A 26,269-nucleotide genomic window follows, 5' to 3' on the forward strand; every position below is an offset into this window, starting at 1 on the left:
CCGGCCCGGCAAGCATCACCCCGGACCACAGTGGTCGCCAGCTTGTGCGCAATAAGTGAGGGCACGTAGTGAATGGGACCGTTCCCGTAACCGAGGGTGGAGGCACCCCGGTATCGCCGCCACTAGACTGGGTACGAAAGAAGCCGGCAGTACGGGGTCAGTGTGGGAACAGGGTTGGGACATGCCGGTGGCGCGCCGTGCGTCAACCTCCTGAACGGGGGTACCCGGTCATGGTGAAGGCGACCACGACAGCGGCGGGCACCGACCCGTTCGTCCACCCGGCGCTGTTCTACCAGGGGGCGGACGACTACCTGGCGGGCACTGTCCCGTTCATCCAGCGGGGTTTGGAGAGCGGCGAGCCGGTCGCGGTCTCGGTGCCCGGCCCCAACCTGGAGCTGCTGCGGGCCGCTTTGGGCCGGGACGCCGAGCGGGTACTGCTGCTGGACATGACCGAGGAAGGCCGCAACCCCGGCCGGATCATCCCCGGCGTCCTCCGCGCCTTCGCCGACGACCACACCACCCGGCGGGTCCGCATCATCGGCGAGCCCATCTGGGCCGAACGGTCCGAGCTGGAGTACCCGGCGTGCGCCCAGCACGAGGCGCTGATCAACCATGCGTTCACCGGCCGCGAAGTCACCATCCTCTGCCCCTACGACGTCACCCGTCTCGACGCCCGCGCGCTGTCCGACGCCGAAGTCACCCACCCGGTCCTGATCGACTCCACCGGAGAGCGCGCCAGCACCGGCTACGACCCCGACCGCATCATCACCGGGTACAACACCCCGCTGCCCGAACCGGCCCCGACCGAGCCGGCCGGATACAGCGTCCTCGAAGCCGTCACCGGCGAGGCCGCTTCCCTGGCTCACGCCCGCGCCGTGGCCCGTGACCAGGCCCGGCGTGCCGGCCTCACCGACGATCAAGTGGCGGACGTCCAGCTCGTGGTCGCCGAACTCCTGGCCAACAGCGTGGACCACGGCGGCGGGCAAGGACGGCTCAGCATCTGGTCCGAGGCGGGCGGGCTGGTCTGCGAGGTCCACGACACCGGCCGCCTGACCGACCCGCTGGCCGGACGGCGGCCCGCCTCCCCCGGTCAGCTACGCGGCCGCGGGCTCCTGCTGGTCAACCACCTGTCCGACCTCGTGCGCGTCCACACCGGCCCGCAGGGCACCACGATCCGCGTCGTCTTCACTACGAAGCGTCACTGACTCCCGTCAGCGCTACAGCGTTTGCGCGTGTCTGGCTCAGCGCCGGGCGCTGCCACTCGTCCAGTTTCGGCCAGGCGGCGGTCAGGCGACCCTGAGCAGGACCGGGCTCCCGGTGACGGTGACGTCGGCACCGGGCGTGACCGGTGCGCTCGTGCCGTCGAGTTGTTCGACCGAGGTGGTGCCGTGGGCCGCCGGGAGCCGAGCGGACCGGTCGATGGTCCACCAGATCAGGAACGTCCGGCCGCCCTGATCGAACCGGCACTGCCACAGGTGATCGGGGAGCCCGGCCGTGCGACCTTGCCCGCACGAATGGATCCGGCTGCCCGCCAGCCACCGGTGCAGGCCCTCGACGTGGCGCGCCGCCTTAGTGTGCGGGCCGCCGACGGGCTGCAACACGATGGGGATCTTGGCGCTGCCCCAGTTGTAGAAGTACATGCGGCGGTATTGCGCGTAAAGCCCGGACAGGAAGAACCGGACCGCGTGCTGCGCGCCGCGTTCGGCGTCCACGGGCCGCTGACTGTTCACGTCGTACGCCGATCCGGTGCTCCAGAGCCTGATGCCGGCGCCGGCCTCGTGCAGTACCTTCTCGATCTCGTTCGCCAGTGGCAGCATCGTCTCCGGCGGGTCGGAGTCGTTGCGGGGAGCCAGCTTCACCGCGCCGGCGTCGCAATGGTCGTAGCCGCCGAGCTTGGCGAACCGCCGCAATTCGTCGAACGCCACGGGATCCCAGAGCTCGCCCATGGACGGGCACACCACGGTCACGGCCGGGTCGACGGATTTGATCACCTGGCTCGCCCGGCGCGTCATCTCCACCAGTTGCGCCGTCGAACCACTGAAGAAGTCCTGGTGATTGGCCATGTCCCACAGCTCGTAGGCGCCGATCCGGCCGCGGTACCGCTCGGCGACGGTGCGCACGAAACGCTCCCAATCCGCCAGGTCGTCGGGCGGGCCGGAGCGAGAGTCGTCGGTGTAGACCGATTTCGGGCTGTTCGGGCTCGCCCACGACGGGGTGCCGCCGAAGGTCAGGGTCACCGGGAGGCCTGCGCCGCGGGCGCCGGTCACGAGCCGTTCGAGCGTGTTCCAGTCGTACCGGCCGCGAGCGGGCTCCAGGTTCTGCCACCGGGTGCGCGTGTTCCACAACCGGACGGACCCGACCTCGAAGGACGGCATCTGCCCGGTGTTCGAATTCGCCGTCACCCCGACGAATTCCGGATCGAGCGCGCGTGGCGCGTTCGTCCACATCGACGCCTGGATCGGGGCCGGCGCCTGCCGATCGGTCGGGGTGGCCATGGCGCCCCCGGCGAGCAGGACGACCCCGAGGACCGCGACGAGCGCGAGGTTCGACGGCGGCCGCCTGCGATCGGGCGACGTCCGCGTATCCGACGGCGGGTCGGCGTGCCGGACGACGGTGTCCGGAAAGGCGGCGTCACCCAGGTCCGCGCGCTCCCACAACCGGTACAGCTTCGCGAGTTCCTCCCGGTTCGCCCCGCACGCGGTCGCGATCGCCTCGATCGGCGCGAACGTCGTGGGAACACTCCGCCCGGTGCAGTAGCGGTGCACGGTCGACCGGCTCAGATGCACCTTGCGTCCGAGCAGTTCGTAGCTCAGCCCGCTCCGCTGTTTCCGCTCGGTGAGAAGTGCCGTCAGCGCGGCAACCGCCTCGCTCGCCATACCGCTGAGCCCCCTCCGCGCTACGTATCGGTCTCCCGATTCAGCCGCCTGCCGGGAGCCCCTGAACGGAGAACAGTGTCCCACCGCCTGCCTCTCGTCGCCCTGGGTTCACGTGATCGCGTCTCCCGGCTCCGACGTCACCGCAGGTCAAAGGCCGGGTTTCGTCCCACCGTCTCGTTCCTGACGTTTTCGCTTGCCTCGGCACCTCTCGCTGAGCAGCGTGGACCCGGAGGCGAGACAGGGGAGGAATCGGCATGAAATCGCACGGGAAACGGATCGGCGCGCTGGCGGCCGCGCTGCTGATGACGGGCGCGGCAGGCGTCCCGGCCGCCGCCGCGTCCGCAGCGCCACAACTGACGACCAGGGCGGACTTCAACACTCCGGGCGGCGGGCAGATCGTCGAGCACCTGCGAAAGCTGATCGATGGCGCACCCGCGAACTCGACCATCAGGACCGCGCAGTTCCTTCTGCGGGACGAGCCGATCGCGGACGCACTCGCGGAAGCGGCGGAACGTGGCGTGCATGTCCAGGTCCTGGTCGACGGGCGGGCGACGGATCATCCGAACTACCAGGTCCTGAAGAACCGGCTGAAGAAGACCGGTGACAAGAAATCGTGGGCGAAGAGCTGCGCGGACGGCCGAGGGTGCAACGGCGGGAACGCGATGCACAACAAGTTCTTCCTGTTCGACCGAACGCTGGACGCGGCGGCCGTGGTCGCGACCGGATCGGCCAACCTCAGCGAGAACACGACGGGCGGCAAGGGCGGCTGGAACAGCTACTACACCGACGTCGGGAACGCCGCCCTGTTCGCCAGGTACAACGACTACTTCACCGACTTGCGCAAGGTCGCGGAAGGGGCCACGGCGAACCCCGACTACTACGAAGCCAACCCACCCGTCATCACCGGGAACACCAAGAGCTACTTCTACCCGAGGCTCAAGGACGAGGGGAACGACACGGTCGAGAACTCCTTGAAGGAGGTCGGATGCTTGTCGGAGAAGAGCAAGATCCGCATCGGCGTGTGGTCACTCACCCGGATGAAGATCATCGAACGGCTGCGACTCCTGGCCGCCATGGGTTGCACCGTGGACATCGTCGCTTTGCGGATGACCGCGGGCGCCTGTGAAACGCTGATGAAGGGGCAGCCGGATCGCGTGCGGCTTCGCGGCTTCAAAGCCGGGAACGAGCACGGCATCCACGAGAAGAACATGATGATCGAGGGCGACTACCTCAAGCCGGGCACCAAGGTCGTCTTCACCGGCAGCCAGAACTTCAACAACCCGTCCTTGCACGAGAACGACGAGAACGTCATCCGGATCTTGGACAACGACGGGATCTACCAGAGTTTCGTGAAGAACTTCGAGCAGGTGGCCGGCGCCGCCGACGAGGAGATCAAGTCCCCCGCGGACTGTGTGAAGATGCTCCCGCCCAACGAGCCCGACCCCGCCGAAGGGTAAGAGGACCGCACAGCGCCCCCAATGCCACATTGGAGACACAGAACGTCTCCAATGTGACATTGGGGGCACCCGCTACCCGGCGACCGAAAGAGTCAAGGCCGCCAGGTGTCATTCAGCGCCAGTGTGCAGCCACCCGAAGCGGCGCCGGCACGATTCGCCCCTGATTCCCAGACGACGTTGCCGCCTTCCTTGCGGATGTACTTGTACTGGAAGGCGGCATCCTTCGGCAGCGTGACGCTCGCCGTCCACAATGGATAGTCGACCGAGGCCATCGGCACGGCGTTCGCCGGATTCCACGCACCGAGTTCGGCGCGGTCGCCGACGACGAAGATGTTCTGGCCCCATGAAGTGGTGGCGTTCACCGTGAACTTCGCCGACACACCGGTGCAGGCGGTGCTGTACCGCTGCTTGACCACCGACGGTGTCTCGACCGGGGCACCCGCGTCGATCGAGTGCGCCAGCCGGATGAACTGCGCCATCGACCAGGCCAGCGGTGTCGCCCCGCCGGTGCCTTCGCCGAAGGTGAAGCCGCCCGTGCTCGGCCGATCCCAGACCTGTTCGGGGATCAGGTAGCCGGGATTCGCCGCGGCGGCCATGGCGGCGAGATGCGTTGTCGCCTGGCGGCCGTTGGCCAGTTCGTACTCGCCGCGTTCACCGGTGAGAAGTGGCCACAGCCGTCCGACCCCGGCACCGGTGTAGGGGCCGCCGGAAGCGGTTTCGCCGTAACCGTCGTGGTTGTACCGGTACCACATCGGACCGTTCGGGGTGTTCACCTTGAGCGTCGAGTCCACCTCGGGCAGCGAGGCGGCGACGTCCGGATCCGCCGCCGGTTTCACGCCAAGGCGCACGAGATCCAGGAAACCGGCGTCGATGATGGCGCGTTCGTCGTGGTTGCCGCCCCCGTTCTGCAGGAAGATGTTCTGGCCGTCGTCGGGATTGCCGTTGCCGTCGATGCGGTGGAAGTACCGGCCGTCACCGAGCGGCCCGGATTTGGTGAACGTCCAGGCGCTGACCTGCGACTGCCATCGGTCGGCGGTTTCGCGGTAACGAGCGGCGCCGGCGGTGTCCCCGTTGCGTTCGGCGATGTCGGCGGCGCAGATCAGCCCGGCGATCTCCGCGGCGATGGTGGACGGCGAGTAGCCGCCGTTCTCCTCCCAGCGTTCCTGCGGGGTGGAGGGGCCGCGGGCGACGAGGAAGTCCGCGGATTTCTTCACCTTCGCCCACATCCCCGCGTCGAACCGGCCCAACTGCCACGCGAGCACGATCGGGAAGGCGACCTCGTCCATCTGCAGGCTGGTCCAGCAGTTGGTGCCGTCGAGCCGGGTGTTCTGCGGGAACGAGCCGTCCGGCCGTTGCTGCACGGTGAACAGATAGTCGACCGAACGGTTGGCCGCCGCCGAATCGCCAGCCGCGATCTGCGCGGTCGAAACCTGGTAGAGATCGCGGGACCAGACGGCGTGGTATCCGCAGTCCCCGGTGGTGTTCGCGTCCTTCGCCTCACCCCACGGATTGGTGAGCGACGCGACGTTCGCTCCCGGATACGTCTTGTCCTCGTGGGCCTTGAGGGTCATGAGCGCGACGTTGTACTGCGTGGTCAAGCCGGCTCCGGTGATCGAACGAGGCACCGCGGCCAGCGAAGACAGGTAGCCGTTCCAGCCGGACCGGTAGGCGGTTTCCGCAGCCCCGAAACCGCCGGCGAGCGAGGCGGACGCGTTCGCCGACGCGGCGCCGCGATCACCGCCGAAACCGATCGCGAGGGTGAAGGTGGTGTCGGTGCCCACGGGGATCTGCCCCAGCTGCACCAGGTTCCCCGGAGTGGAGGCCGAGTCGTACTGTGTGCCGAGGACGTGATCGGCGCTCAGGTCGGCATAACCGTCGCTCGCGGATCCGCTGTAGCCGCTGGTCGCCTTGAGGAAACCGGTGGAGGCGGCCAAGGCGCTGGACACCGGCCCGTCCGAAGCGACCAGCTGCCCGCCGGAAGTGGCGCCGGTGTCCCCCATGCCGCTGTTGTTCAGGGACGGGTTGTACAGCGCGTACAACTGCAGCGGGCCTCCGCTGAGCACCTCGAACCGGGTCTGGATCAGCACGGTGGACCGGGCCGGATCGGCGGTGTGGGTCTTGGTGATCCGGTAACGGCCGTTGGTCGCGGTGTTGATCTGCCGGTAGCTCAGCGAACGCGGATCGGTGAGCACCAGCTGTTTGGTGGTGTGATCGCGTTCGAGCTGGGTGAAACCGGCGCCGTCGGACACCACGTACTGCAGGTCCTGGACGTTGGCGACGTCCACGGTCGGGTAGTAGATCTCGTGGCTGATGCCCTGGCCGAGGGTGAACCACACCTTCGACGCGGCGGCGGTGGCGGTCCCGAAACCTTCTTTGCCCCCGGTCGTCCAGGCCGCCCCGGTGCCCGGCGCGCCGGGAGCGTCCGCCAGTGGCGCGGCGCTCGCCGGTACGGGTGCCACCAGGACTGCCGCGGTCACCAGCGCGATCGTCGCGCGACGCCGCTTCGGAGATTTCATGTCGATCCTTCCCACAGGCTTCATCGACGGCAGGATTTGTTGTTAGCGGCAACTTATTCGCTGTCCGTCTTCACCGGCAGGGCCGATCGGAGTAACCCGGACCAATCGCGGGGGTGGTCCGGTCATGGATCCGGCCCCGCCGCGAGGTGCGACGGGGCCGGATCAGGGTTTCCGAGGGATCAGCCGACCGGGCGCGGCTTGAGGTTCACCTCCACCGTGTTGCCCGGACCGGCGGCGACACCGCTGACGATGTCGTTGAGGAATCCGCAGCCCTGCAACGGCGGCAGGGTGTAGGAACCGGTGAGCTTTCCACCGGCCAGCGGATCGAAGCCGGCCTTCGACTGGAGCGGGATCTGGGCGGGCGTCTTCGTCTGGCAGGCCGGGCTCGCCGAGACAGGGAAGCCGAAGACGCTGATCCGCGGCAGTTTGACGGTCACCGCCGAGGTCGACTTGAGCACCCCGGCCGCCAGCGTGCCGGTGGTCTTGCCCGCCGACGCGAACTCGATCTTCGCGTTGACCGGGACGAAGCCCCAGAGCGTGAGTTTCGCGCTCGTCGGGTTCAGCGTGAGGTCGGCGTCGAAGGTCCCGTTCGCCAGGGTGATCGCGGCGTTGATACCGCCACGCAGGTCGATCGGGCCGGCGAGCTTCTTCAGCTGCGTTTTGCCGGTCAGGTCGTAGCTGTACTTGACGACCGGGGACGTGTTCGGCTGGGTTTTCGCCGTGACCGGCGAGGACGCGGCCGACTTGTTCCCCGCGGCGTCCTTGGCGACGACGGTGAACGAGTACTCCGTGTCGGAGGCGAGACCGTCCACGGTCGCGGAAGTCCCCGTCACGGTCTTGACCAAGGCGCTGCCGTTGTACACGTCGTAACCGGTGACACCGACATTGTCGGTCGCGGCATCCCACGCGAGGCTCACGCTGGTCTGCGTGGTCCCGGTGGACCGCGGGTTGGCCGGCGCACCGGGCGCCTCCGTGTCGGGCGCGGCCTGCGTCCGGACGGTGATGGCGGCGCTAGGGGTCGACATGTTGCCCGCCGCGTCCTTCGCGACCACGGTGAACGAGTACTCCGTGTTCGCGGTGAGACCGTCCACGGTCACGGAAGTCCCGGTCACGGACTTCACCAAGGTGCCGCCGTTGTAGACGTCGTAACCGGTGACGCCCACGTTGTCCGTCGCCGCGTTCCATTCGAGGCTCACGCTGGTCTGCGTGGTCCCGGTGGAACGGGGGTTGCCCGGCGCGACAGGAGCCTGCGTGTCAGGAGCGGCCTGCGTTTTCGCCGTGACAGCGGCACTGGGGGCCGACGCGTTGCCCGCGGCGTCCTTCGCGACCACGGTGAAGGAATACTCCGTGTCCGGCGCCAGACCGTCCACGGTCGCGGAAGTCCCGGCCACCGTCTTCACCAACGTGGTGCCGTTGTAGACGTCGTAACCGACGACGCCCACGTTGTCGCTCGACGCGTTCCAGGACAGCGCGACGCTGGACTGGGTGACATCGGCCGCGGCGAGACCTGCCGGGACACCAGGTGCTTCGGTGTCCGGAACCGTGGCCGTCCGGGCGGTCACCGGCGCACTGGGTTCCGACTTGTTCCCGGCCGCGTCCTTGGCGACGACGGTGAAACTGTACTCGGTGTCGGCGGTGAGACCGTCGACCGTGGCATTGGCCTCCGTCACCGACTTCACCAGCGTGGTGCCGTTGTAGACGTCGTAACCGACAACGCCGACGTTGTCGCTCGAGGCGTCCCATGCCAGGCCGACACTGGAGGCCGAGGTACCGGTCGCGTGCAGGTTGCCCGGCACACCGGGCGCCTGGGTGTCGGGCGCGGCCTGCGTCTTCGCCGTGACCGAGGCACTGGAGGCCGACGCGTTACCGGCGGCGTCCTTCGCGACCACGGTGAAGGAATACTCGGTATCGGCCGTCAAACCGTCGATCGTGGCCAGGGGTTCCGTGACCGACTTGACGACTTCGGTGCCCTTCAGAACGTCGTAACCGGTGACACCGACATTGTCGCTCGAAGCGTCCCAGGCCAGCGTCACGCTGGTTTGGGTCGTTCCGGTCGAGTGCACGTTCGCGGGTGTCGTCGGCGCCTGCGTGTCAGGAGCCTTCGCGGTCTTGGCGGTAGCGGGCGCGGTGGCAGGCGAGACGTTGCCCGCCGCATCCTTGGCCTTGACGGTGAAGGCGTACTCCGTGTCCGGGGTCAGGCCGTCGACCGTGGCCGACGTGCCGGTCACAGACTTGACGAGGTTGGCTCCCGCGTAGACGTCGTAACCGGCCACGCCGACGTTGTCGGTGGCGGCACCCCAGGACAACGCGACGCTGTTCTGAGTCACTTCACCGACCGTCACGGCACCGGGCGCCGAAGGAGCGGTCGTGTCGGCGGCGGGAGTGACGGTGAAGGTGTGCAGGACGTTGGCCTGGCCGTTCGCCGGGGTGCAGTCCGCGACGAACGTACCGAGGCCGGTCTCCGCACCCGAAGCCGTCAACGGCGTCATGGTCAGCACCAGATCGTGCACCGAAAGCGTCGCCGTTCCCGGCTGGTCGAACCGCAACGCCGGCGCGGAACCGCTCGCGTTGACGATCAGGTCGTTGCCCTTCGGCGGAATCGGCTGCTGCGGGATGGCCGTCGGCACGCCGACCGCGAGATGTCCCTGTGGGCTGGAGACCAGCGAAGTGGCCAGCGCGGAGCCCTTGAGGGTTTCGGCGCCGACGAGCCGCAGCCCTTCGGTCGCGGTCTTCCCCGCGTTGGACACGGCCGTGATGTCGATCTTCGGGGTGAACTGGCCCACCGGGATCGTGTCGGGCAGCGTGGCGTTGACGTCGACCGTCACGTCCTGGTTGCCGATCAACGGGAACGGGCAGCTGTAGATCTGCCGCAGCGGCGGGTGATTACCCGTGCCGACAACGGCTTCCGGGGCGACCGGCGAACCCGTCACCGTGTAGGTCTGGAGAACGGTCTCCTGCCCCGGCGCGAGGACGCAGTCCGAGGTGAAGGTGCCGAGGCCCGTCGGGGTTCCGTCGGCCTTGAGCGGGGTCATCACCAGCTGGAGACCGGTCACGGCGAGCGATGCGGTGCCCGGCTGGTCGAACCTCAGCGCGGGAGCACTGCCCGTGGCGTTGACGACGAGGTCGTTGCCCACCGGCGGAATGGGCTGGTTCGGCACGTCGGAGTCGACCTTCACCGTCATCGTGCCCTGGCTGCCGGGCATCGTGACGGTCGAGGTCGCCTTCGCGGTGCCCTTGATGGTTTCGGCGCCGACGAGACGAAGGCCCTCAGTCGCCGTTTTGCCCGCATTGGACACGGCGGTGATCTCGATGGCGGGCGTCAATTTCCCGGCCTCGATCGTCGAAGGCTGGGTGGTCTTGATGGTGACCGAAACGTTCTGATCACCGATCAACGGAAATGGGCACGAGTAATTCTGGGTGAGCTCACCCGGAGCCGCGGCACTGGTGCCCGAGCCTATCGTGAGACCCAGCGCCACCAAGGCCGCCGTACTGACGACGGCGATGCCCCCAGTGGCCAGTCTTCGACTACGTCTTCTGTGTTTCACAGGTCCCTCTCCAACACATAGACCACGCTCGCCGAAAACGCCGAAAACGAATGTCACCCGCTTCCGCGGGGTTCTTCTTCGGCGGGCGCGTGTGCAGTTCACGGTTATGCCACAGGGAATTAACACACCCGCCGGGCACACCAGGCAAGCAAAATCACAAAGCCCGTGAGACCATTCGATGTCTTTGTCACACGCGACCGATTCGCCCTTCGCGAATCTGTCAGCCGCGCGTCCAAAACGTCCGCCATCACATCGCCGAAGGTGGTTACTCGCCAACAGGAGCGTGATCAAGTCGGAAGAGGCGAGGGTGCCAGGGCGCCCGCTCGGGACCGAAGGGGCCTATCGCCGCATGTAACCGACCCTCGGCCGGTGCCCCCAATGTGGCATTGGGGACGCTGAGCGTCTCCAATGCCACATTGGGGGCACCCGAGCGTCGTCCACAAAGGACACGTCACGGTGAGCCCGGACCGGCGGCGGTCACGAACCGGTCGAGTACTCCGAGAAGATCTCGCCCAGAACGCGCCGCGCGTCCGCGGCTTCCTCGCCGGCGCGGCCTCTTGTCCGCGCGCAGGCGACCAGCGTCTTCCACAGGGCCCAACCCCGCCCCCGCGCCCACGCCGCGTCGTCGACCGAAAGCCGGTCGCGGAACGCCTGCCTGCCGTCGGTGCTCAGCAACGTCCAGGCAATGGCCGTGTCACAGGACGGGTCGCCGACACCGCAGGTCCCGAAGTCGATGACGGCCGCCAGCTCCCCGCCGTCGAGCAGCAGGTTCCCCGGTGCGACGTCGCCGTGGAACCAGAAGTCCACACCGTCCCAGGGAGCGTCCAACGCGGTCTGCCAGATCTCGCGGGCCAAGCCGACGTCGATGTCGCCGTCCAGCGCCGTGAGTGCGCGCTCGGCCTGCGCGTCATAGGTGCGCAGGGTGGCACCCCGGAACCAGTTGTGCTTGCCCGGCTGTGGGCCGTCCGCGGCATCGACCTTCCGCAACGCCGCCAGGAAACCGGCCAGGTCGAGACCGAACCGGACAGGGTCGGAAATACGGCTCGCGCTCGCGGGTTCGCCGTCGAGCCACCGGTACACCGACCACGGGAAGGGATAGCCCGCGCCGGGCCGGCCTTTCGCCAGCGGCACGGGAATGGGCAGCGGCAGCCGGGGCGCGAGAGAAGGAAGCCATCGCTGTTCCTTGTCGACCGCCAATGCGTACTCGGCCGCACTCGGCAGGCGCGCCACCATTTCCTCGCCGAGCCGGAAAGTGACGTTGTCCCAACCGGATTCGGCCACGGCCCGAATCGGGAGCCCGGCCCACCACGGGAACTGCTCGGCGACCAATCCGCGCACCTGCGCCACCTCGACGGCGACTCGCCGCGGCATCGGGCCGAGATCCGGCGTACTGCTCAACACGACATCCTCGCTCGACGAAGTCTTGACCGGTCGCGCCCGCCGAATCACAGCTCGGCAGACGCGACCGGGACCGTCGAGACGTTAGTCGAGTGTCCAGTAAGCCGCATGGGACTTTCCGGCAGCGGTGCCGGCGACACCGACGACGCGGCCGTTGTCGCTGATCCGGTAGGCCTGGCTGCGGGTGCCGCCGGGCAGCTTGCCGAGTTGCCTGCGTTCCCCGTTCTGGAACCAGACCGTCGCCTGACTGCGGAAAGTGCCCGCCGCGGTGCCCTGCGCGTTGACCGCTTCGACGTCGGCGCCGAGGCCGTCGTCGGCAAGGATGGCGACGTCACCGGCGGGATCCCAGATCACCGCCGAGCGGCGAGGCGGATTGAGGTAGCCGGTGCCGACCACGTAACCGGTGGAGCCGACCCCGTAGACCCAGACGGAGTGCGGGCTGGGCCATTCCATGGGGTGAACCACACCGTCCCGATCCCATTTCGCCGGAATCGGCGTCCCGCCTGCCTGGCGCATGGTTCCCGCGGCGACCCCGGCCTCGTTCATCCGGCTCGCCCCGCTGCTCGCGCCCAGTGGCACCAGCTCGGTGATCGGCCCTCCGTTCACCCACCGCACGGCCTGGTTCGCCGCGGCGCGGACGGCGCTGCCGACGATGATGGTGCCGTCGGCGGAGATGCCCTCGGCCATGCTCCAGGTCTCGCCGGGCAACGTACCCAGATCCGTGGCCACGCCATCCGGATCCCAGCGAAAGCCGTGATAGTGGTTGTCCGGCGTCAGCCAGTTGCCGACGACGACGCCGGTGTCGCTGATCGCCCACCCGGTGGCGTTGTGGTAGCCCGGCGGAAGCTGCAGCGCGGTCGCCTGGCCCGCGGCGTCCCAGCGAACCGGCACGGCGGTGGTCGCTGTCAGCACGTAGCCGACGGAAACCCCGTGACCGTTGATGTCACGCACCTGGCCCTCGGTGCCGCCCGGCGTGGGCAGCGCCATGATCTGGCCGTCCGCGCTCCAGCGAACCGGATGACTGCGCTTCGGGGTCGGGCCGAACAACGACAGGCCGATCATCTCCCCCGCCTCGTTGACCGCCAGGACCGTGCTCTCGTCGTCGCCGGGCAACGTCCCGAGATCCACCGGCCCCACCGTGGTGGCCTGCGCGGTCCCCGTCACCGCGCCCGTGATCACCACAACTGCCGCTACCAGCGACAACATCCGTCTTCGCCCCGCGGGCACACGATTTCTCGTCACGATGACTCCCCAATCCCGATCCGGTGGTGTGCGATGTGCAGCCCCCGGTGCGACAGTAATGCATTTTCTTCACGAATTGCTCGCGTCGTGATGTCGTTACACACGAACAGCCGACCGATTCCGCCTGGGAAGTCAACCCTTGTGGCCGGTACGCGAATAGTGCTATCCGGATGCCCGCTCTCGAAAACCACGCAAGTTCGTGATACGAAAAGCGCGGGGAGCCCGAAAAACGTCGCCGGAAACATAAAACGGTGACAAAGTCCGCGATTTTCCTTGATCTTCGATCATGCGTCTGTTCTTCTCCGCCGGAGCGGGTTGCAGCCCAATGCCACGTGGCTTGAGTTGATCTTGGGCAGGTCTTGATCGCAAGCGGTTACGGCCGGCGGTGGGGTGAAGGCTCCCTTCGCCGCGTCTGATACGGCGAAAGGAGCCTGCAGCCCTGGTCAGGCGCGAGGGGACGTGGGTGGCGATTCGGGTTAGATCCAAGGGTGTTTTAGGTACCTACATGGTTGAGGCTGCGGTTGATGTCAGGCCTCGAACTCGGTATCGCCACGTTCGCCTCCCAGGCACCAACAGTCACGACAGTGGCACGTGAAGGCCCCCTTCCCTCGGCTGAGCCGAGGAAACTCGACCTTCACACCTTCCCCAGGTACGTGAAGGTCTCCGGTCGGGCGCTCGCGTGAGTGGTCGCGCGGCGGTGGGGATGTCGTGAAGGGCCCCATCCTTGCGCCCAGGTACCGGAAGGGGTCCTTCATGTACTTCAAACCCGGCATCACACAAGAAACGCCGCAGGTCACGCAGTAGGTACCTAAGAGAGGCTCGCCAGAACCCGAATCGCCACTCACGACCCGCCGGCGTCGGCGGCACGGCCTGAATCCGTCAGCCGTTCACGCCGAGCCGATCCCCCGGGACGAGCTCGGCGAGGAGCGCGGACTGTTCCCGGCGGTACGCCTCGACGTTCGCCAGTTTGACGTCTTCGTAGCCGCGGACCAGATCGGGCAGCTCGGCCAGCGCCAGGAGCCTGCCGCGATCGGCGTCCTCGGTACCGAAAGCGGCGAGAATCGTTTCCCGGTACTGCGTGACGAGTTCCCGCTCCACCTTCCGGACGTGTGCCTTGCCGAACGGGTCCCAGCGCGTGCCGCGCAGTTTCCGCGCGGCACGCAGCGCGACGAACACCGGGCGGAACTTCGGGCCCAGCGCGATCTTCCGCTTCATTCCCAGCGCGCGGAGCACGGGCGGGTGCAGACGGTAGGCGTAGCGGCTGCCCACCCCGAACTCCGCCTCGATCCCGGCGAGCACGGCGGGATCGAGCGAGAGCCGCGCGACCTCGTACTCGTCCTTGTAGGCCATCAGTTTGTGCAGGTTGCGGGCCACCGCTTCGGTGACGGCGGTCGACTCCCCTTCCAGCACCCGGACGCGCTCGACGAACTCGGCGTAGGCCCGCGCGTAGCGAGCGTCCTGGTACTGGACGAGTTCGGGAACGCGGATGTCCAGCAGGCGCGCCAGTTCCGAACCAGGCTCCGCGTGCACGAGCGCGCGGGCACGCAGGGCGGCCGCCGACGGAGCCGGGGTCGCGGCGACGGCGGGAGGGGCGACAGCGGCGTGCAATCCTTCGGGATCGGCGACGAGCTGCCTGCCGCGCCGGAAAGCCTGGAGGTTGCCCGCGACGGCGACGCCGTTGAGTTCGATCGCGCGTTCCAGGCTGGCCGCGTCCAGCGGGATGGCGCCGGTCTGGTGCGCCGCGCCGAGCTGGAGGATGTTGGCGAACTGGTCGTCGTCGAACAGCGTTTCCGCCAGTGCCCGCGCGTCGAGCGCCACGGTGCGCGCCGCGCTCTCCGAGATCGCGCCCCGCACGGCCGCCGCATCGGGGAAGGACACGGTGGTGTCGACGACCATCCGGCCGGTCGGCACCTCGGTCGTGGAGACCACGGCGGTGGTCCGGCCGGGGTCCGTCACCGTCAGATTCGCGGGGTCCGCGCCCACGAGGACGTCACACGACAGGTAGAGATCGCATTCCCCGGCCGCGAGTTTCGGGGCCTGCGGTGTCGGCTCGGCGGTGATCTTCAGATCCGAGACGACGGCGCCGCCCTTCTGTGCGAGCCCCGTCTGGTCCAGCGTCCGGACCTGCCTGCCCTCGATCACGGCGGCCGTGGCGAGGATCTGCGCGACGGTGACCACGCCGGTCCCGCCGACGCCGGTGATCCGCACGGTGAAGTCGGTGCCGGAGGTCTCGGGTTCGGGCAGCTCGGCCGCGGTGATCTCCGCGAGCCGCGCCCGGTGTTTGCGCCCGGTGGGCAGCACCGTCATGAACGACGGGCAGTCCCCCGCCAGGCATGAATAGTCCACGTTGCACGACGACTGGTGGATCGCGGTCTTGCGGCCGAACTCGGTGCTCACCGGCTGCACGGACAGGCAGTTCGACTTCTCGCCGCAGTCGCCACATCCTTCGCACACCCGCTCGTTGATCACGACCTTGGCGGCCGGGGTCTCCAGCTTGCCGCGACGGCGTTTGCGGCGCTTTTCCGCGGCGCATTCCTGGTCGTGGATGAGCACGGTCACCCCGGGGACAAGCGCGAGTTCCTCTTGGGTGCTCAGCAGTTCGTCGCGGTGCCGGACCTCGACACCGTCGGGCAGCCGGACGCCGCGGAACCGCTTCGGCTCGTCACTGGTGATGACCACCTTGGCGACGCCTTCGACCAGCAGCAGCGACGCGAGCCGCTCCACCGGCAGGCCACCGACGGCGTCCTGTCCGCCGGTCATCGCGACGGTCGCGTTGTAGAGGATCTTGTAGGTGATGTTCACCCCGGCGGCCACCGCGGCCCGCACCGCCAGGCTGCCGGAATGGGTGAACGTGCCGTCGCCGATGTTCTGCACGAAATGCGAGGCGTCGACGAACGGCTCCATCCCGAGCCACTGCGCGCCCTCGCCGCCCATCTGGGTCAGGCCGACCACGTCCCCGACCTGTTCCGGTTCCATGAACAACGCCATCGCGTGACAGCCGATGCCACCGCCCACCACCGTGCCCTCGGGCACCTTGGTCGAGGAGTTGTGCGGGCAGCCGGAACAGAAGTACGGCGTCCTGGTCAGCAACGGCACCGAGATGCGCTCACGGCGTCGTCGCTGCCGCCACGCGGTCACCGACGGGATCTCGTGGTGCTCGCTCAGCCGCGCGGCCAGCACCCTGGCGATGGCGTCCGGGTCGAGTTCGCCGAGTTCGGTGCACAGGGTGCGGCCGTCCGGACCGGTCTTGCCGTGCACGGCGGGCGCGCCGGCGGTGCCGTACAGCACCTCCTTGATCGCCGACTCGACGAAGGAACGCTTCTCCTCCACCACGACGATCTCGCTCAGGCCGTCGGCGAACCGGCGGATGATCGACGGTTCGAGCGGGTGGATGACGCCGAGTTTGAGGATCCGGATCCCGTGCCGGGACAACGCGTCGGCGTCCAGGCCGAGCAGCCGCAGCGCCTGCATCAGGTCCAAATAGGACTTTCCGGCGGTGACGATGCCGACGTGGTCCGCGGGTCCTTCCTGGACGATCCGGTTGACCCCGCTCGCGCGCACGTACTCGACGGCCAGCGGCAGGCGTTCGGTGTACAGGCTGCGTTCGAGCGCCATCAACGTGGTGCCGAGCAGTCGGGAGCTGGGCTTGTGCCGGTACGCGGGCAGCGCCAGCTCCGGCGCCGTCCACCGCGGCCGGACGTGCGCGGTGCCCGCGGCGTCGGCCACGTTCGCCACGAGTTTCATCGACGACCACAGCCCGCTCGCCCTGGACAGCTCGACCGCGTGCAGGCCGAAGTCCAGCACGTCCTGGGAATCGGCCGGGAAGAACACCGGCATCGCCAGGTCGGCCAGCGCGAGCTCGGAGGCGCACGGCACCGAGGAGGACTTGGCGTTCGGGTCGTCGCCGACCAGCGCCACCGCGCCGCCCGCCGGATCGGTACCCGCGAGGTTGGCGTGCCGCAGGGCGTCGGTCGCCCGGTCGAGACCGGGTGCCTTGCCGTACCAGAACCCGGTGACCCCACCGCGCGACGAACCGACCGACGCGGTGAGCTGGCTGCCCATCACCGCCGTCGCGGCGAGTTCCTCGTTGAGGCCGGGGCGGTGCACGACGTCGTGCTTCTCGAGCAGGACGGAGCGGCGGCCGAGCTCGAGGTCGTACCCGGCCAGCGGGGAACCCTCGTAGCCGGAGACGAACACGGCGGGCGACGCCCCGGCGGCGCGGTCGTGGCGCACCCGGTCGAACAACATCCGGACCAGGGCCTGGACCCCGCTGAGGTAGACGGTGCCGTCTTCCCGCAGATACCGGTCCTCCAACGTGAACTGCTCCACCAGACCTGCCTCCTTCGGCACCCCCGTGCGACGTCACGACAGGAGACCCGACCGCGCGGGCCGCCGCAACAAGCGGCAGTCTATTGACCCCCAGCACGCAAAAAATACGGCCCATCCTCACCGCTGGCCGATATCCGTTGCGTCTGCGTACCATCCTGGCTCATGGCGGACCAGCTCATCGACGAGACCGATCGCGAAATCCTCGAACTGCTGCGGGAGGACGCCCGGCGCACCCTCGGCGACATCGGGGCCCGCGTCACGCTCTCGACCGCGGCGGTCAAACGCCGCATCGACCGCATGCAGGAGGCCGGCGTCATCGTCGGCTACACCGTCCAGATCGACCACGCCAAACTCGGCTGGGCCATCGAGGCGTTCACCGAACTGCGGTTCACCGGAACCACGAAGGTCGGCGAGATCGTCCGCACCACCACCCGGATGCCCGAAGCCCAGGCGGTGTTCACCATCGCGGGCGACCCGGACGCGCTCGTCTGGCTGCGGGTGCGGGACATGGGCCACCTGCAGCAGACCATCGACGAGATCCGGCGGCACCACCAGGTGACGGGCACGAAGACCCTGATGGTGCTGGACTCCTGGACACGCGGGCAGCAGTGGCCCCACCCCGGCGACACCTGAGCCGGCGTGTTCGCCCTCCAATCACGCGAGTTCCGCCTCCAATCACGCGTGATCGCCCTCCTATCACGCGTGATCGCCTTCTGATCACGCGTGATCGCCGCTTGGCCCCGTGTTTCCCCGCATCAGCCGTTCTCCCGTCCGCGCGAGGTACTCGCCGAATTCAGGCGGTTCCTCCACCGTGAACCCGATGTCGGTGAGGGTGAGGACGACGGCCAGCCATTCGAAGGAATCGACGTACGCGACATAGCGGCAGCGGTGGTCGCCGAGGGCTTCGAAACTCCCGTCGATCCGGTGGAGCCGGGCCGCGGCCTCCTCCGCGCCGACGTCCAGGGTCAGCGTGATCCGGAGCGATTTCGGGCTGTGGAAGCGTTCTTGGAGATGAGCCGCCACGTCGTCGACGGGCAGGGCGCGGGGCTCGAAGGCCACCTCGGTCGTCTTCGGCTCGGCGATCCGGTCGAGGCGGAAGCTGCGCCAATCCCGTCTGCCGAGGTCCCACGCGTAGAGGTACCACCGTTTGCCGAGCTGGACGAGGCGCATCGGCTCGACCGTCCGTGCCGACGGGCCGTCCTTCGCCGTGTACGCGAACTCGAGGCATCGGCGAGCCGCGATCGCCGCGGCGAGGACGTTCAGGACGTCCTGAGTTACCCGCGGTGGTTCACCGGTCCCGAACTCGACCGCGGCGAGCATCGCGTCGGTTCGTTTTCGCAGCGCCGAGGGCAGGACACGCCGGAGTTTCGCGGCGGCGCGGTCCGCCGATTCGGCGGTCAGGTCGACGCCTGTTCCGCCCGCCGCGGCGAGCCGCAGCCCGAGCACGGTGGCGATGGCCTCGTCGTGTTCCAGCATGAGGGGCGGCAGCGCGGTGCCCGCGACGAGACGGTAGTTGCCGCCCGGGCCGCGGCTGCTCTCGACGGGATAGCCCAGGCCGCGGAGGTGGTCGATGTCGCGGCGAAGCGTCCGGGGCGGGACTTCCATGGCCGTCGCGAGTTCGGCAGCCGGCCACTGGCGGCCGGACTGCAGGAGCGACAACAGCCGAAGCATCCGTTCTCGTGGTGCCGTCATGACGCCTCCCGCTAATTGTGGCCGTAAACCGGCCACATCTCATCGTAGCCTCGGTTCATGGCGAAAGTTCACGATGAGCGTGGCCGGTGGATCACAGTGGAAGGAGCCCGGACGAACAACCTCCGCGACGTGTCGGTGCGGGTGCCGAAACATCGGCTGACCGTGTTCACCGGCGTGTCGGGGTCGGGGAAGTCGTCGCTGGCGTTCGACACGATCGCGGCCGAAGCCGAGCGCCTGGTCACCGGGAGCTATCCCGCCTTCGTCCGGAACCGGCTTCCCCAGCATCCGCCCGCCGACGTCGACCGGATCGACGGGCTGGTCTTCACCACGATCGTCGATCAACGGCGGTTCACCGGGAACGCGCGGTCCACCGTGGGCACGGCGAGCGACATCGGGCCGCTGCTGCGCCTGCTGTTCTCCCGCCTCGGCAAGCCGGGCGCCGGGTTCTCGCCCGCCTACTCGTTCAACGATCCGGCCGGGATGTGCCCGCGCTGCGAAGGGCTCGGCGTCGTCGACGACATCGATCTCGACCGGCTGCTCGACCGCTCGCGGAGCCTGCGCGAAGGCGCCGTGCGCTTCCCGACCTTCGCGCCGGGGACCTACCGGTGGAAACGGCTCGTCCACTCCGGACTCGTCGACCCCGATGTGCCGTTGGGACGGTTACCTGCGGCGAAGCTCGAAACCCTGCTGCACGCCGAAGGACTGCGCCTCGACGATCCCGGCTCCGACTACCCCAAGCACGGCGTCTTCGACGGCATCGTCCCGCGGCTGCGGGACTCGTACCTGCGCAAGACGCCGTCACGCCTCACCGCCGAGGAACAGGAAGGGCTCGCCGGGGTCGTCAGCCGCGGCGTCTGCCCGCAGTGCGGGGGAACCCGCCTCTCCGAGGCCGCGCGCGGCAGCCTGATCGACGGGCGGTCCATCGCGGACTGGTCGGCGATGCCGGTCGGCGATCTGCGTGACGTCGTCGCGGCGGTACGCGATCCGTCGGTGGCGCCGCTGCTGCAGGCGATCAAGGAACGCCTCGACGCGCTGGATTCCGTCGGCCTCGGCTACCTCAGCCTCTCCAGGGAATCGAGGACGCTTTCCGGCGGCGAAGCCCAGCGTGTCAAGATCGTCCGCCATCTCGGCAGCGCGCTCAGCGACGTCTGCTACGTGTTCGACGAGCCCAGCACCGGTCTGCATCCGCACGACGTGCACCGGCTGCTCGAACTGCTGGCCAAACTCCGCGACGCGCACAACACGATCCTCGTGGTCGAACACCATCCCGCGGTCATCGCCGCGGCCGACCACGTCATCGATCTCGGGCCGTCCGGCGGTGACGGCGGCGGACGCGTCCAGTTCGAGGGCGCCCCTCGCGAACTCGCCGCGGCCGGCACCGAAACCGGACGGATTCTCGCTGCCCCGCTTCACTTCCGCGAGCGGACCCGCACCGCCCGCGGAGCCGTGACGATCTCCGGCGCGCGCAGCCACAACCTGCGTGACATCACCGTCGACGTTCCGCTCGGTGTCCTGACCGTCGTCTCGGGTGTCGCCGGATCCGGAAAGAGCACCTTGATCACGGGCGAACTGCCCCGGCGGCATCCCGATTTCCTCGTCGTCGAACAGGCTCCGCTGCGCGGTGGCATCCGCTCCACGCCCGCCACGGTGCTCGGTGTCGCCGAACCCGTCCGCGAAGCCTTCGGCAAGGCCACGGGGAAACACCCGTCGTGGTTCAGCGCCAACGGCCGGGGAGCCTGCCCTGTCTGCAAGGGAAAGGGTGTCATCGTCACCGATCTCGCGTTCCTCGACGACGTCCAGACCGGCTGCGACGCCTGCGGCGGCACCCGGTTCAACCCTGCCGCGCTCGACGCGCGCCTGAACGGCCGGACCATCGCCGACGTCCTGGCGATGAGCCCATCGGACGCCGCCGCCCTGTTCGGCGAGGGATCCCCCATCGCGCGGCGATTGCGCTGGCTGGTCCGGGTCGGGCTCGGCTACCTGACCATCGGGCAGAGCCTCGACACCTTGTCCGGCGGCGAACGGCAACGGCTGCTGCTCGCCCGCCATCTCGCGGACGCCGGCCCCGCAGACAAACTGCGCCTCATCCTCGACGAACCCACCGCCGGACTGCACGGCAGCGACGTCGACCGGCTGCTCACCCTTTGCGACGAGCTGGTCGACGGTGGCGCGACGCTCGTCCTGATCGAACACGACCAACGGGTGATCGCGCACGCCGACCACGTCATCGACATCGGACCGGGTGCGGGCGCCGACGGCGGGACGGTCGTGTTCGAGGGCACGCCGTCGGCTCTGGCCGAGGACTCCGCGTCGCTCACCGGCCGTCATCTGCGAACGCGTTCCCGGCGCCGGACGGCGCCGGGAACACCCACCCGCCCGGGAACAGTTCCCGGGCGAGCGCGATGATTCCCGATCCTGCTTCGCCCGACACGCCGGTACCGAACAGTTCTTCACCCGAATTCGCGTTACTAGCCGACAAGCTCACACGCTTTGTTGGCCTTCATCGCCGGGTCGAGGCCGGGAATCTTGCCGGTCTCGACGACGGACCGGTGCGACACCAAGTCGATCCCGATCACGTGGAGGGACGACTGGGCGTAGTCGACACCGCCCTTCGGAAGCAGCGCCAGCGACTCGGTGACCTGTTTCCGCAGCTTCCGGTAGAAGGTCAGCTCGCCGGCGGCGAGCGTGTTGGCCTCCTGCGCCGGCGGGGCCGCCGGTGGCAGCTTCTCCAGCCCTCCGATCGCCGCCGCCAGCGTGGTGTCCAGTTTGTTCAGCGAAGCCGCCGCCTTCGGCAGATCCGCCTCGGTCTTGATCTCGAAACCCTTGGCCAGGGTGTAGACGCTCAGTCGCATGTCCTTGACCGCGCCGCAGTAGCCGCCCGCCCAGGAGACGAGCGCGGGATCCGGACCGGTCGGGGACGGCGCCGCCGTCGACGGGGCGGGCGACGGCGCCGCCGGATCCGCACCGCACCCCGCCAGCAGGCAGCCGGCGGCAAGCACCATGGTCACTCGAATACGCGTTGCCGCCGGGATCTTCATCCGGCCGAGGGTAAACAGCTCACGCGGGACCGGTCCCCCGCTGCTCGATCTCCGCCCTGTCGACGACCTTGGTGAGGAAATGCTGCTGTCCCAGCGTCCAGACGTTGGTGGCCAAGAAGTACAGCAGCACGCCGATCGGCACCGGGAAGAACGCTCCCGAGACCAGCATGCCGACCGGCGCCAGGTACATCATCAGCTTGGTGATCCCCGCCGTCTCCGGGGCGGTCGCGGTCTGCCGGGTGAGTCCCGAGCGCAGCGAGAAGAACGTGGCCAGGCTCGCGATCAGCATCAGCGGCACGCCGACGGCGATCATGTGGACGTGATCCGTGCCGAACGCGGCCAGCTCCGCCGCCGGTTGCGAAAGCCAGTTCCCGAGCTTCGCGCCGAACAGGTCGGCGTTCAAGAACGACTCCACCCCGGCCCGGTCGAAGACGTGGTTCGACGTGGCTCCCGGGGTGAAATCGCGCAGAACCCAGTACAGGGAAAGGAACACCGGCAGCTGGATCAGCGCCGGGAGACAACCGCCCAGCGGGCTCACACCGCTTTCGGCGTGCAGCTTCTGGATCTCTTTCGCCATCCGCTGGCGATCCTTGCCGTACTTCTCCTTGAGCTGCCGCATCCGCGGCGCGAGCGCCTGCATGCGGCGGCCCGCCCGCAGTGCGCTGAGAGCGGGTTTCACCAGCAGCAGGCGCAGGGTGAAGACGAGGAACACGATGGACAGCACCCAGGCCACGCCGGAGTCAGGACTCGAAAGGGCGCCGAAAACCTTGTGCCAGAACCAGAGAATGGCGGAAACGGGGTACAGGAAGACATCGAACATGACCAGGTCACTCCGTCGGTCGAAGGTGTGTGGGCAGGAGTGACTGCCTCACCTTCGAACGGAAGGTCAGGCAGCCGCGATGCCCACTGACGGAGCCCTGGGACGGACGCGGCCACGCGCGTCGGGATCGCGCAGGCTCAAGTACAGCTGCGCGCGTTCACGCAGGCTGATGGCGCGCACCTTCATCGCGGCGGCCGCCGGTTCGAGGCGGAAGTGTGCCGCGAGCGCGAGCAGGATGACGGCGAGCGACGCGGTGAGGGCGGCGGCCAGCCCGAGCGGGTTGGCGACCGCCACCGACGCCGTCAGCGCGGTGGCCAGGCTCAGCGGGTTGACCCCGCCGACGACCGGGAGCACGACGAACAACTCGGGCAGGAACAGCGCAAGCATCAGCTTGAGCCGCACGCCGAAGTAGGTTCGCTCCACGTCACCGACACTACCGGAGATATTGCGTTGCGTGATTCCGGCGGCCGCGGGCAGGCTGTCGAGATGGGTCACGTCGAAGTCGCGCACGTCGAGTACTACCTACCCGACGGGCGCCTGCTCCTCGACGACGTCTCGTTCCGGGTCGGGGAAGGCAGCGTCTGCGCGCTCGTGGGCGCCAACGGGGCGGGCAAGACGACCTTGCTGCGGCTGATCTCGGGCGAGATCACGCCCGACGGCGGCTCGGTGACCATCAGCGGCGGGCTCGGCGTGATGCCCCAGTTCGTCGGATCGGTGCGTGACGAACGGACAGTGCGGGACCTGCTCGTGTCCGTGTCGTCGGAAGCGCTTCGCGCCGCCGCCCGCGCCGTCGACGAGACCGAACTCGCCTTGATGGAACGCGACGACGAAGCGAGCCAGATGGCGTACGCCCAGGCGCTCGGCGACTGGGGTGACGCGCGCGGCTACGAGGCCGAGGTCATGTGGGACAAGTGCACGACGGCGGCGCTCAACCTTCCGTACGAGAAGGCGCGCTGGCGCGAGGTGCGCACCCTGTCCGGCGGCGAGCAGAAGCGGCTGGTGCTGGAGGCGTTGCTGCTCGGCGGTTCCGGCGTCCTCCTGCTCGACGAGCCGGACAACTACCTCGACGTCCCCGGCAAGCAGTGGCTGGAAGAGCGGCTGCGTGAGACCCAGAAGACCGTGTTGTTCGTTTCGCACGACCGGGAGCTCCTCGCGCGGGCGGCGAAGAAGATCATCAGCGTCGAACCCGGGCCCGCCGGCGGCGACGTCTGGGTGCACGGCGGCGGCTTCGACACCTACCACCAGGCACGCGCGGAGCGCTTCGAACGCTTCGAGGAACTCCGCCGACGGTGGGACGAAAAGCACGCCCAGCTCAAGAAGCTCGTCGCCGACATGCGTCAGTACGCCGCGCGCAGCGACGAAATGGCTTCGCGCTACCACGCCGCACAGACACGTTTGCGCAAGTTCGAAGAGGCCGGAGCGCCTGCCGCTCCCCCGCGTGAACAGAAGATCACCATGCGCCTGCGCGGCGGCCGCACCGGTGTCCGCGCGGTCACCTGCGAAGGGCTCGAACTCCGCGGCCTGATGAAACCGTTCGACCTGGAGGTCTTCTACGGCGAACGGGTCGCGGTGCTCGGCTCGAACGGCTCCGGCAAGTCGCATTTCCTGCGCTTGCTGGCGGGCGAGGACGTCGCGCACGACGGACTGTGGAAACTCGGCGCCCGCGTCGTCCCCGGCCATTTCGCGCAGACACACGCCCATCCCGAACTGCTCGGGCACACGCTCGTCGACATCCTCTGGACCGGCTACGCGCGAAGCCGCGGGCCCGCGATGAACATCCTGCGCCGCTACGAACTCGACGGCCAGGGCGATCAGCGGTTCGAGAAGCTCTCCGGCGGGCAGCAGGCGCGGTTCCAGATCCTGTTGCTGGAGATCGGCGGCGCCACCATCCTGCTGCTGGACGAGCCGACCGACAACCTCGACCTCGCCTCGGCGGAAGCATTGCAACTGGCGCTCGAGGCGTACGAAGGCACCACTATCGCGGTGACGCATGACCGGTGGTTCGCGCGCTCGTTCGATCGATTCCTCGTGTTCGGCTCGGACGGGCGGGTGCGGGAGACGCCGGAACCGGTGTGGGACGAGCGGCCGGTGCAGCGGGCGCGGTAATACCCCGTCGGGCAAGGAAAGGCGACACACCCTCCGACGGCACCACCGGTGTCCACGTCCTATGGTTCAATGCCGCCGCATCGTCCGAAGGCTGGAGATCTCGTGAGAGCCGCCGCAATTCCCTTCGCCATCGCGGCCTTGTGCTGCACGGCTTTCCTGGTGAGCTTCCTTCGCGACCGGCGCCGGCTGCGGAACGGCTTCTACCTGTTCTTCGCGCTTCTGTTCATCGGCGTGACCTTCATCGCGCTGCTCGCCTCGGTGTCGCCGGAGGCGGCGGGCTTCGTGGCGGTCGGCGTGATCCTGCTGATCGTCCCGACGGTCCTCGCGCTGACGGTCTTCCTGATCTTCAACGGGATCACCATGCTCCGCCGCGAAGGACGCAGGCTGGCCAACGTGCTGTCGCTGTTGACCGGGGTCGGCATCTGCGCGCTGATCGTGTTCAACGCGACGGTCACGCAACTGGCGTGGGAGCCTCTCGACATCCTTCGCGGCAGCCTCAACGGAATCGTCGTCTACGTCTCGTTCCTCTTCGTCTGCTTTCTCCTGTACTCGATCGTCTACGGCCGCATCCGCACCGAGAAAGGCGTGGACTTCGTCGTCGTCCTGGGCTCGGGACTGCTGGACGGTCACCAGGTGCCACCACTGCTGGCCGGTCGCCTGAAGCGGGCCAAACGCGTCGTGGAGGCGGAAGCCCGCCGCGGCGGAGAGCCGATGGTGGTCACCTCGGGCGGGCAAGGGCCTGACGAGGACCTGCCCGAGTCCCACGCCATGGCCGGCTATCTGGTCGAGAACGGGCTGGCGAGGGAGCGGATCCTTCTGGAGGACCGGTCGCGGACGACCTTCGAGAACCTCACCTTCAGCGCCGAGATCATGGAGCAGCGCAAGCCGGACTACCGGTGCACGGTGGTCACGAACAACTTCCACGTGCTCCGCGCCGCCCTCATCGCCCGCCGCGCGAAGGTGAACGGCCAGGTCATCGGGTCGCCGACGGCATGGTACTTCTGGCCGAGCGCCACCATCCGCGAATTCGTCGCCATCCTGGTCGACCACAAGTACAAGAACCTGGTCTTCTGCGGGCTCATCGTTCTTTCGCAGGTGTCCCGCGCGTTCTCGTGAGGCGTCTTTGGGGTTCGCGGTCGTGGGGATGTCGTGAAGGCGTGTCGCGAAAGCCACTTTCGCGACGTCAGATGTCCCGAAAGTGGCTTTCGCGACACCACCCCGGGGGGGGCGTGATTGTTTGGGGTGGGTAG

Annotated in this window: 16 protein-coding genes; 6 read left to right on the forward strand and 10 right to left on the reverse strand. The window is 68.4% G+C overall.

Features of this window, described 5'->3' with window-relative positions; translation table 11 throughout:
* Positions 1-230: 230 nt before the first annotated feature.
* A complete protein-coding gene (locus ACIHAO_RS38800) occupies positions 231-1,205 on the forward strand; it encodes an anti-sigma factor RsbA family regulatory protein (RefSeq protein WP_396566600.1) in 975 nt (324 codons plus the stop codon).
* An 81-nt stretch (positions 1,206-1,286) separates the two neighbouring features.
* On the opposite strand, the gene ACIHAO_RS38805 is transcribed toward ACIHAO_RS38800, so the two are convergent.
* Positions 1,287-2,876: a helix-turn-helix domain-containing protein gene (locus ACIHAO_RS38805; RefSeq protein WP_396566602.1), complete on the reverse strand. Its 1,590-nt coding sequence runs from the start codon at positions 2,874-2,876 to the stop codon at positions 1,287-1,289.
* A gap of 254 nt (positions 2,877-3,130) precedes the next feature.
* Here ACIHAO_RS38805 and ACIHAO_RS38810 point away from each other — a divergent pair, with 254 nt between their 5' ends.
* Complete coding sequence (locus ACIHAO_RS38810; RefSeq protein ID WP_396566604.1) at positions 3,131-4,333, forward strand: phosphatidylserine/phosphatidylglycerophosphate/cardiolipin synthase family protein; 1,203 nt, start codon at positions 3,131-3,133, stop codon at positions 4,331-4,333.
* A gap of 92 nt (positions 4,334-4,425) precedes the next feature.
* On the opposite strand, the gene ACIHAO_RS38815 is transcribed toward ACIHAO_RS38810, so the two are convergent.
* The 5 genes from ACIHAO_RS38815 to ACIHAO_RS38835 form a co-directional block, all read right to left on the reverse strand.
* Complete coding sequence (locus tag ACIHAO_RS38815; protein ID WP_396566606.1) at positions 4,426-6,849, reverse strand: glucan 1,4-alpha-glucosidase; 2,424 nt, start codon at positions 6,847-6,849, stop codon at positions 4,426-4,428.
* A 179-nt stretch (positions 6,850-7,028) separates the two neighbouring features.
* Positions 7,029-10,325: a fibronectin type III domain-containing protein gene (locus ACIHAO_RS38820; protein ID WP_396566608.1), complete on the reverse strand. Its 3,297-nt coding sequence runs from the start codon at positions 10,323-10,325 to the stop codon at positions 7,029-7,031.
* Between the two features lie 546 nt (positions 10,326-10,871).
* Entirely contained in the window at positions 10,872-11,765 is an 894-nt protein-coding gene (locus ACIHAO_RS38825) for an aminoglycoside phosphotransferase family protein (protein ID WP_396566630.1), read from the reverse strand.
* Between the two features lie 111 nt (positions 11,766-11,876).
* Complete coding sequence (locus ACIHAO_RS38830) at positions 11,877-12,998, reverse strand: HAF repeat-containing protein (protein ID WP_396566632.1); 1,122 nt, start codon at positions 12,996-12,998, stop codon at positions 11,877-11,879.
* Positions 12,999-13,913: 915 nt separating this feature from the next.
* The gene (locus ACIHAO_RS38835) at positions 13,914-17,363 is read right to left on the reverse strand and encodes an indolepyruvate ferredoxin oxidoreductase family protein (protein WP_396566610.1); all 3,450 of its coding nucleotides are present in this window, start codon (positions 17,361-17,363) and stop codon (positions 13,914-13,916) included.
* Between the two features lie 162 nt (positions 17,364-17,525).
* Between ACIHAO_RS38835 and ACIHAO_RS38840 the strand changes: the two genes are divergently transcribed.
* Positions 17,526-17,996, forward strand: a complete 471-nt coding sequence (locus ACIHAO_RS38840; RefSeq protein ID WP_125787087.1) for an Lrp/AsnC family transcriptional regulator — start codon at positions 17,526-17,528, stop codon at positions 17,994-17,996.
* Positions 17,997-18,080: 84 nt separating this feature from the next.
* On the opposite strand, the gene ACIHAO_RS38845 is transcribed toward ACIHAO_RS38840, so the two are convergent.
* Entirely contained in the window at positions 18,081-19,055 is a 975-nt protein-coding gene (locus ACIHAO_RS38845) for a helix-turn-helix transcriptional regulator (RefSeq protein WP_396566612.1), read from the reverse strand.
* A gap of 57 nt (positions 19,056-19,112) precedes the next feature.
* Between ACIHAO_RS38845 and ACIHAO_RS38850 the strand changes: the two genes are divergently transcribed.
* Positions 19,113-21,461, forward strand: a complete 2,349-nt coding sequence (locus ACIHAO_RS38850) for an excinuclease ABC subunit UvrA (protein WP_396566614.1) — start codon at positions 19,113-19,115, stop codon at positions 21,459-21,461.
* A 62-nt stretch (positions 21,462-21,523) separates the two neighbouring features.
* Here ACIHAO_RS38850 and ACIHAO_RS38855 read toward each other — a convergent pair whose 3' ends face one another.
* The 3 genes from ACIHAO_RS38855 to ACIHAO_RS38865 all read right to left on the reverse strand — a co-directional run bounded on the left by ACIHAO_RS38855 (position 21,524) and on the right by ACIHAO_RS38865 (position 23,423).
* The gene (locus ACIHAO_RS38855; RefSeq protein ID WP_396566616.1) at positions 21,524-22,093 is read right to left on the reverse strand and encodes a hypothetical protein; all 570 of its coding nucleotides are present in this window, start codon (positions 22,091-22,093) and stop codon (positions 21,524-21,526) included.
* Between the two features lie 19 nt (positions 22,094-22,112).
* Entirely contained in the window at positions 22,113-22,913 is an 801-nt protein-coding gene (yidC, locus tag ACIHAO_RS38860) for a membrane protein insertase YidC (protein WP_396566618.1), read from the reverse strand.
* A gap of 66 nt (positions 22,914-22,979) precedes the next feature.
* Entirely contained in the window at positions 22,980-23,423 is a 444-nt protein-coding gene (locus tag ACIHAO_RS38865; protein WP_396566620.1) for a DUF6412 domain-containing protein, read from the reverse strand.
* Between ACIHAO_RS38865 and ACIHAO_RS38870 the strand changes: the two genes are divergently transcribed.
* Positions 23,400-25,019 (forward strand): ABC-F family ATP-binding cassette domain-containing protein, encoded by a 1,620-nt coding sequence (locus ACIHAO_RS38870; protein WP_396566622.1) that lies wholly within the window; start codon positions 23,400-23,402, stop codon positions 25,017-25,019. The two genes, ACIHAO_RS38865 and ACIHAO_RS38870, sit on opposite strands and share 24 nt — an antisense overlap.
* A 102-nt stretch (positions 25,020-25,121) precedes the next feature.
* On the forward strand, positions 25,122-26,135 hold the full coding sequence (locus ACIHAO_RS38875; protein WP_396566624.1) for a YdcF family protein: 1,014 nt from the start codon (positions 25,122-25,124) through the stop codon (positions 26,133-26,135).
* Positions 26,136-26,269: the final 134 nt, after the last annotated feature.

Source organism: Amycolatopsis sp. NPDC052450 (assembly GCF_044547565.1).
Lineage (GTDB): Bacteria > Actinomycetota > Actinomycetes > Mycobacteriales > Pseudonocardiaceae > Amycolatopsis.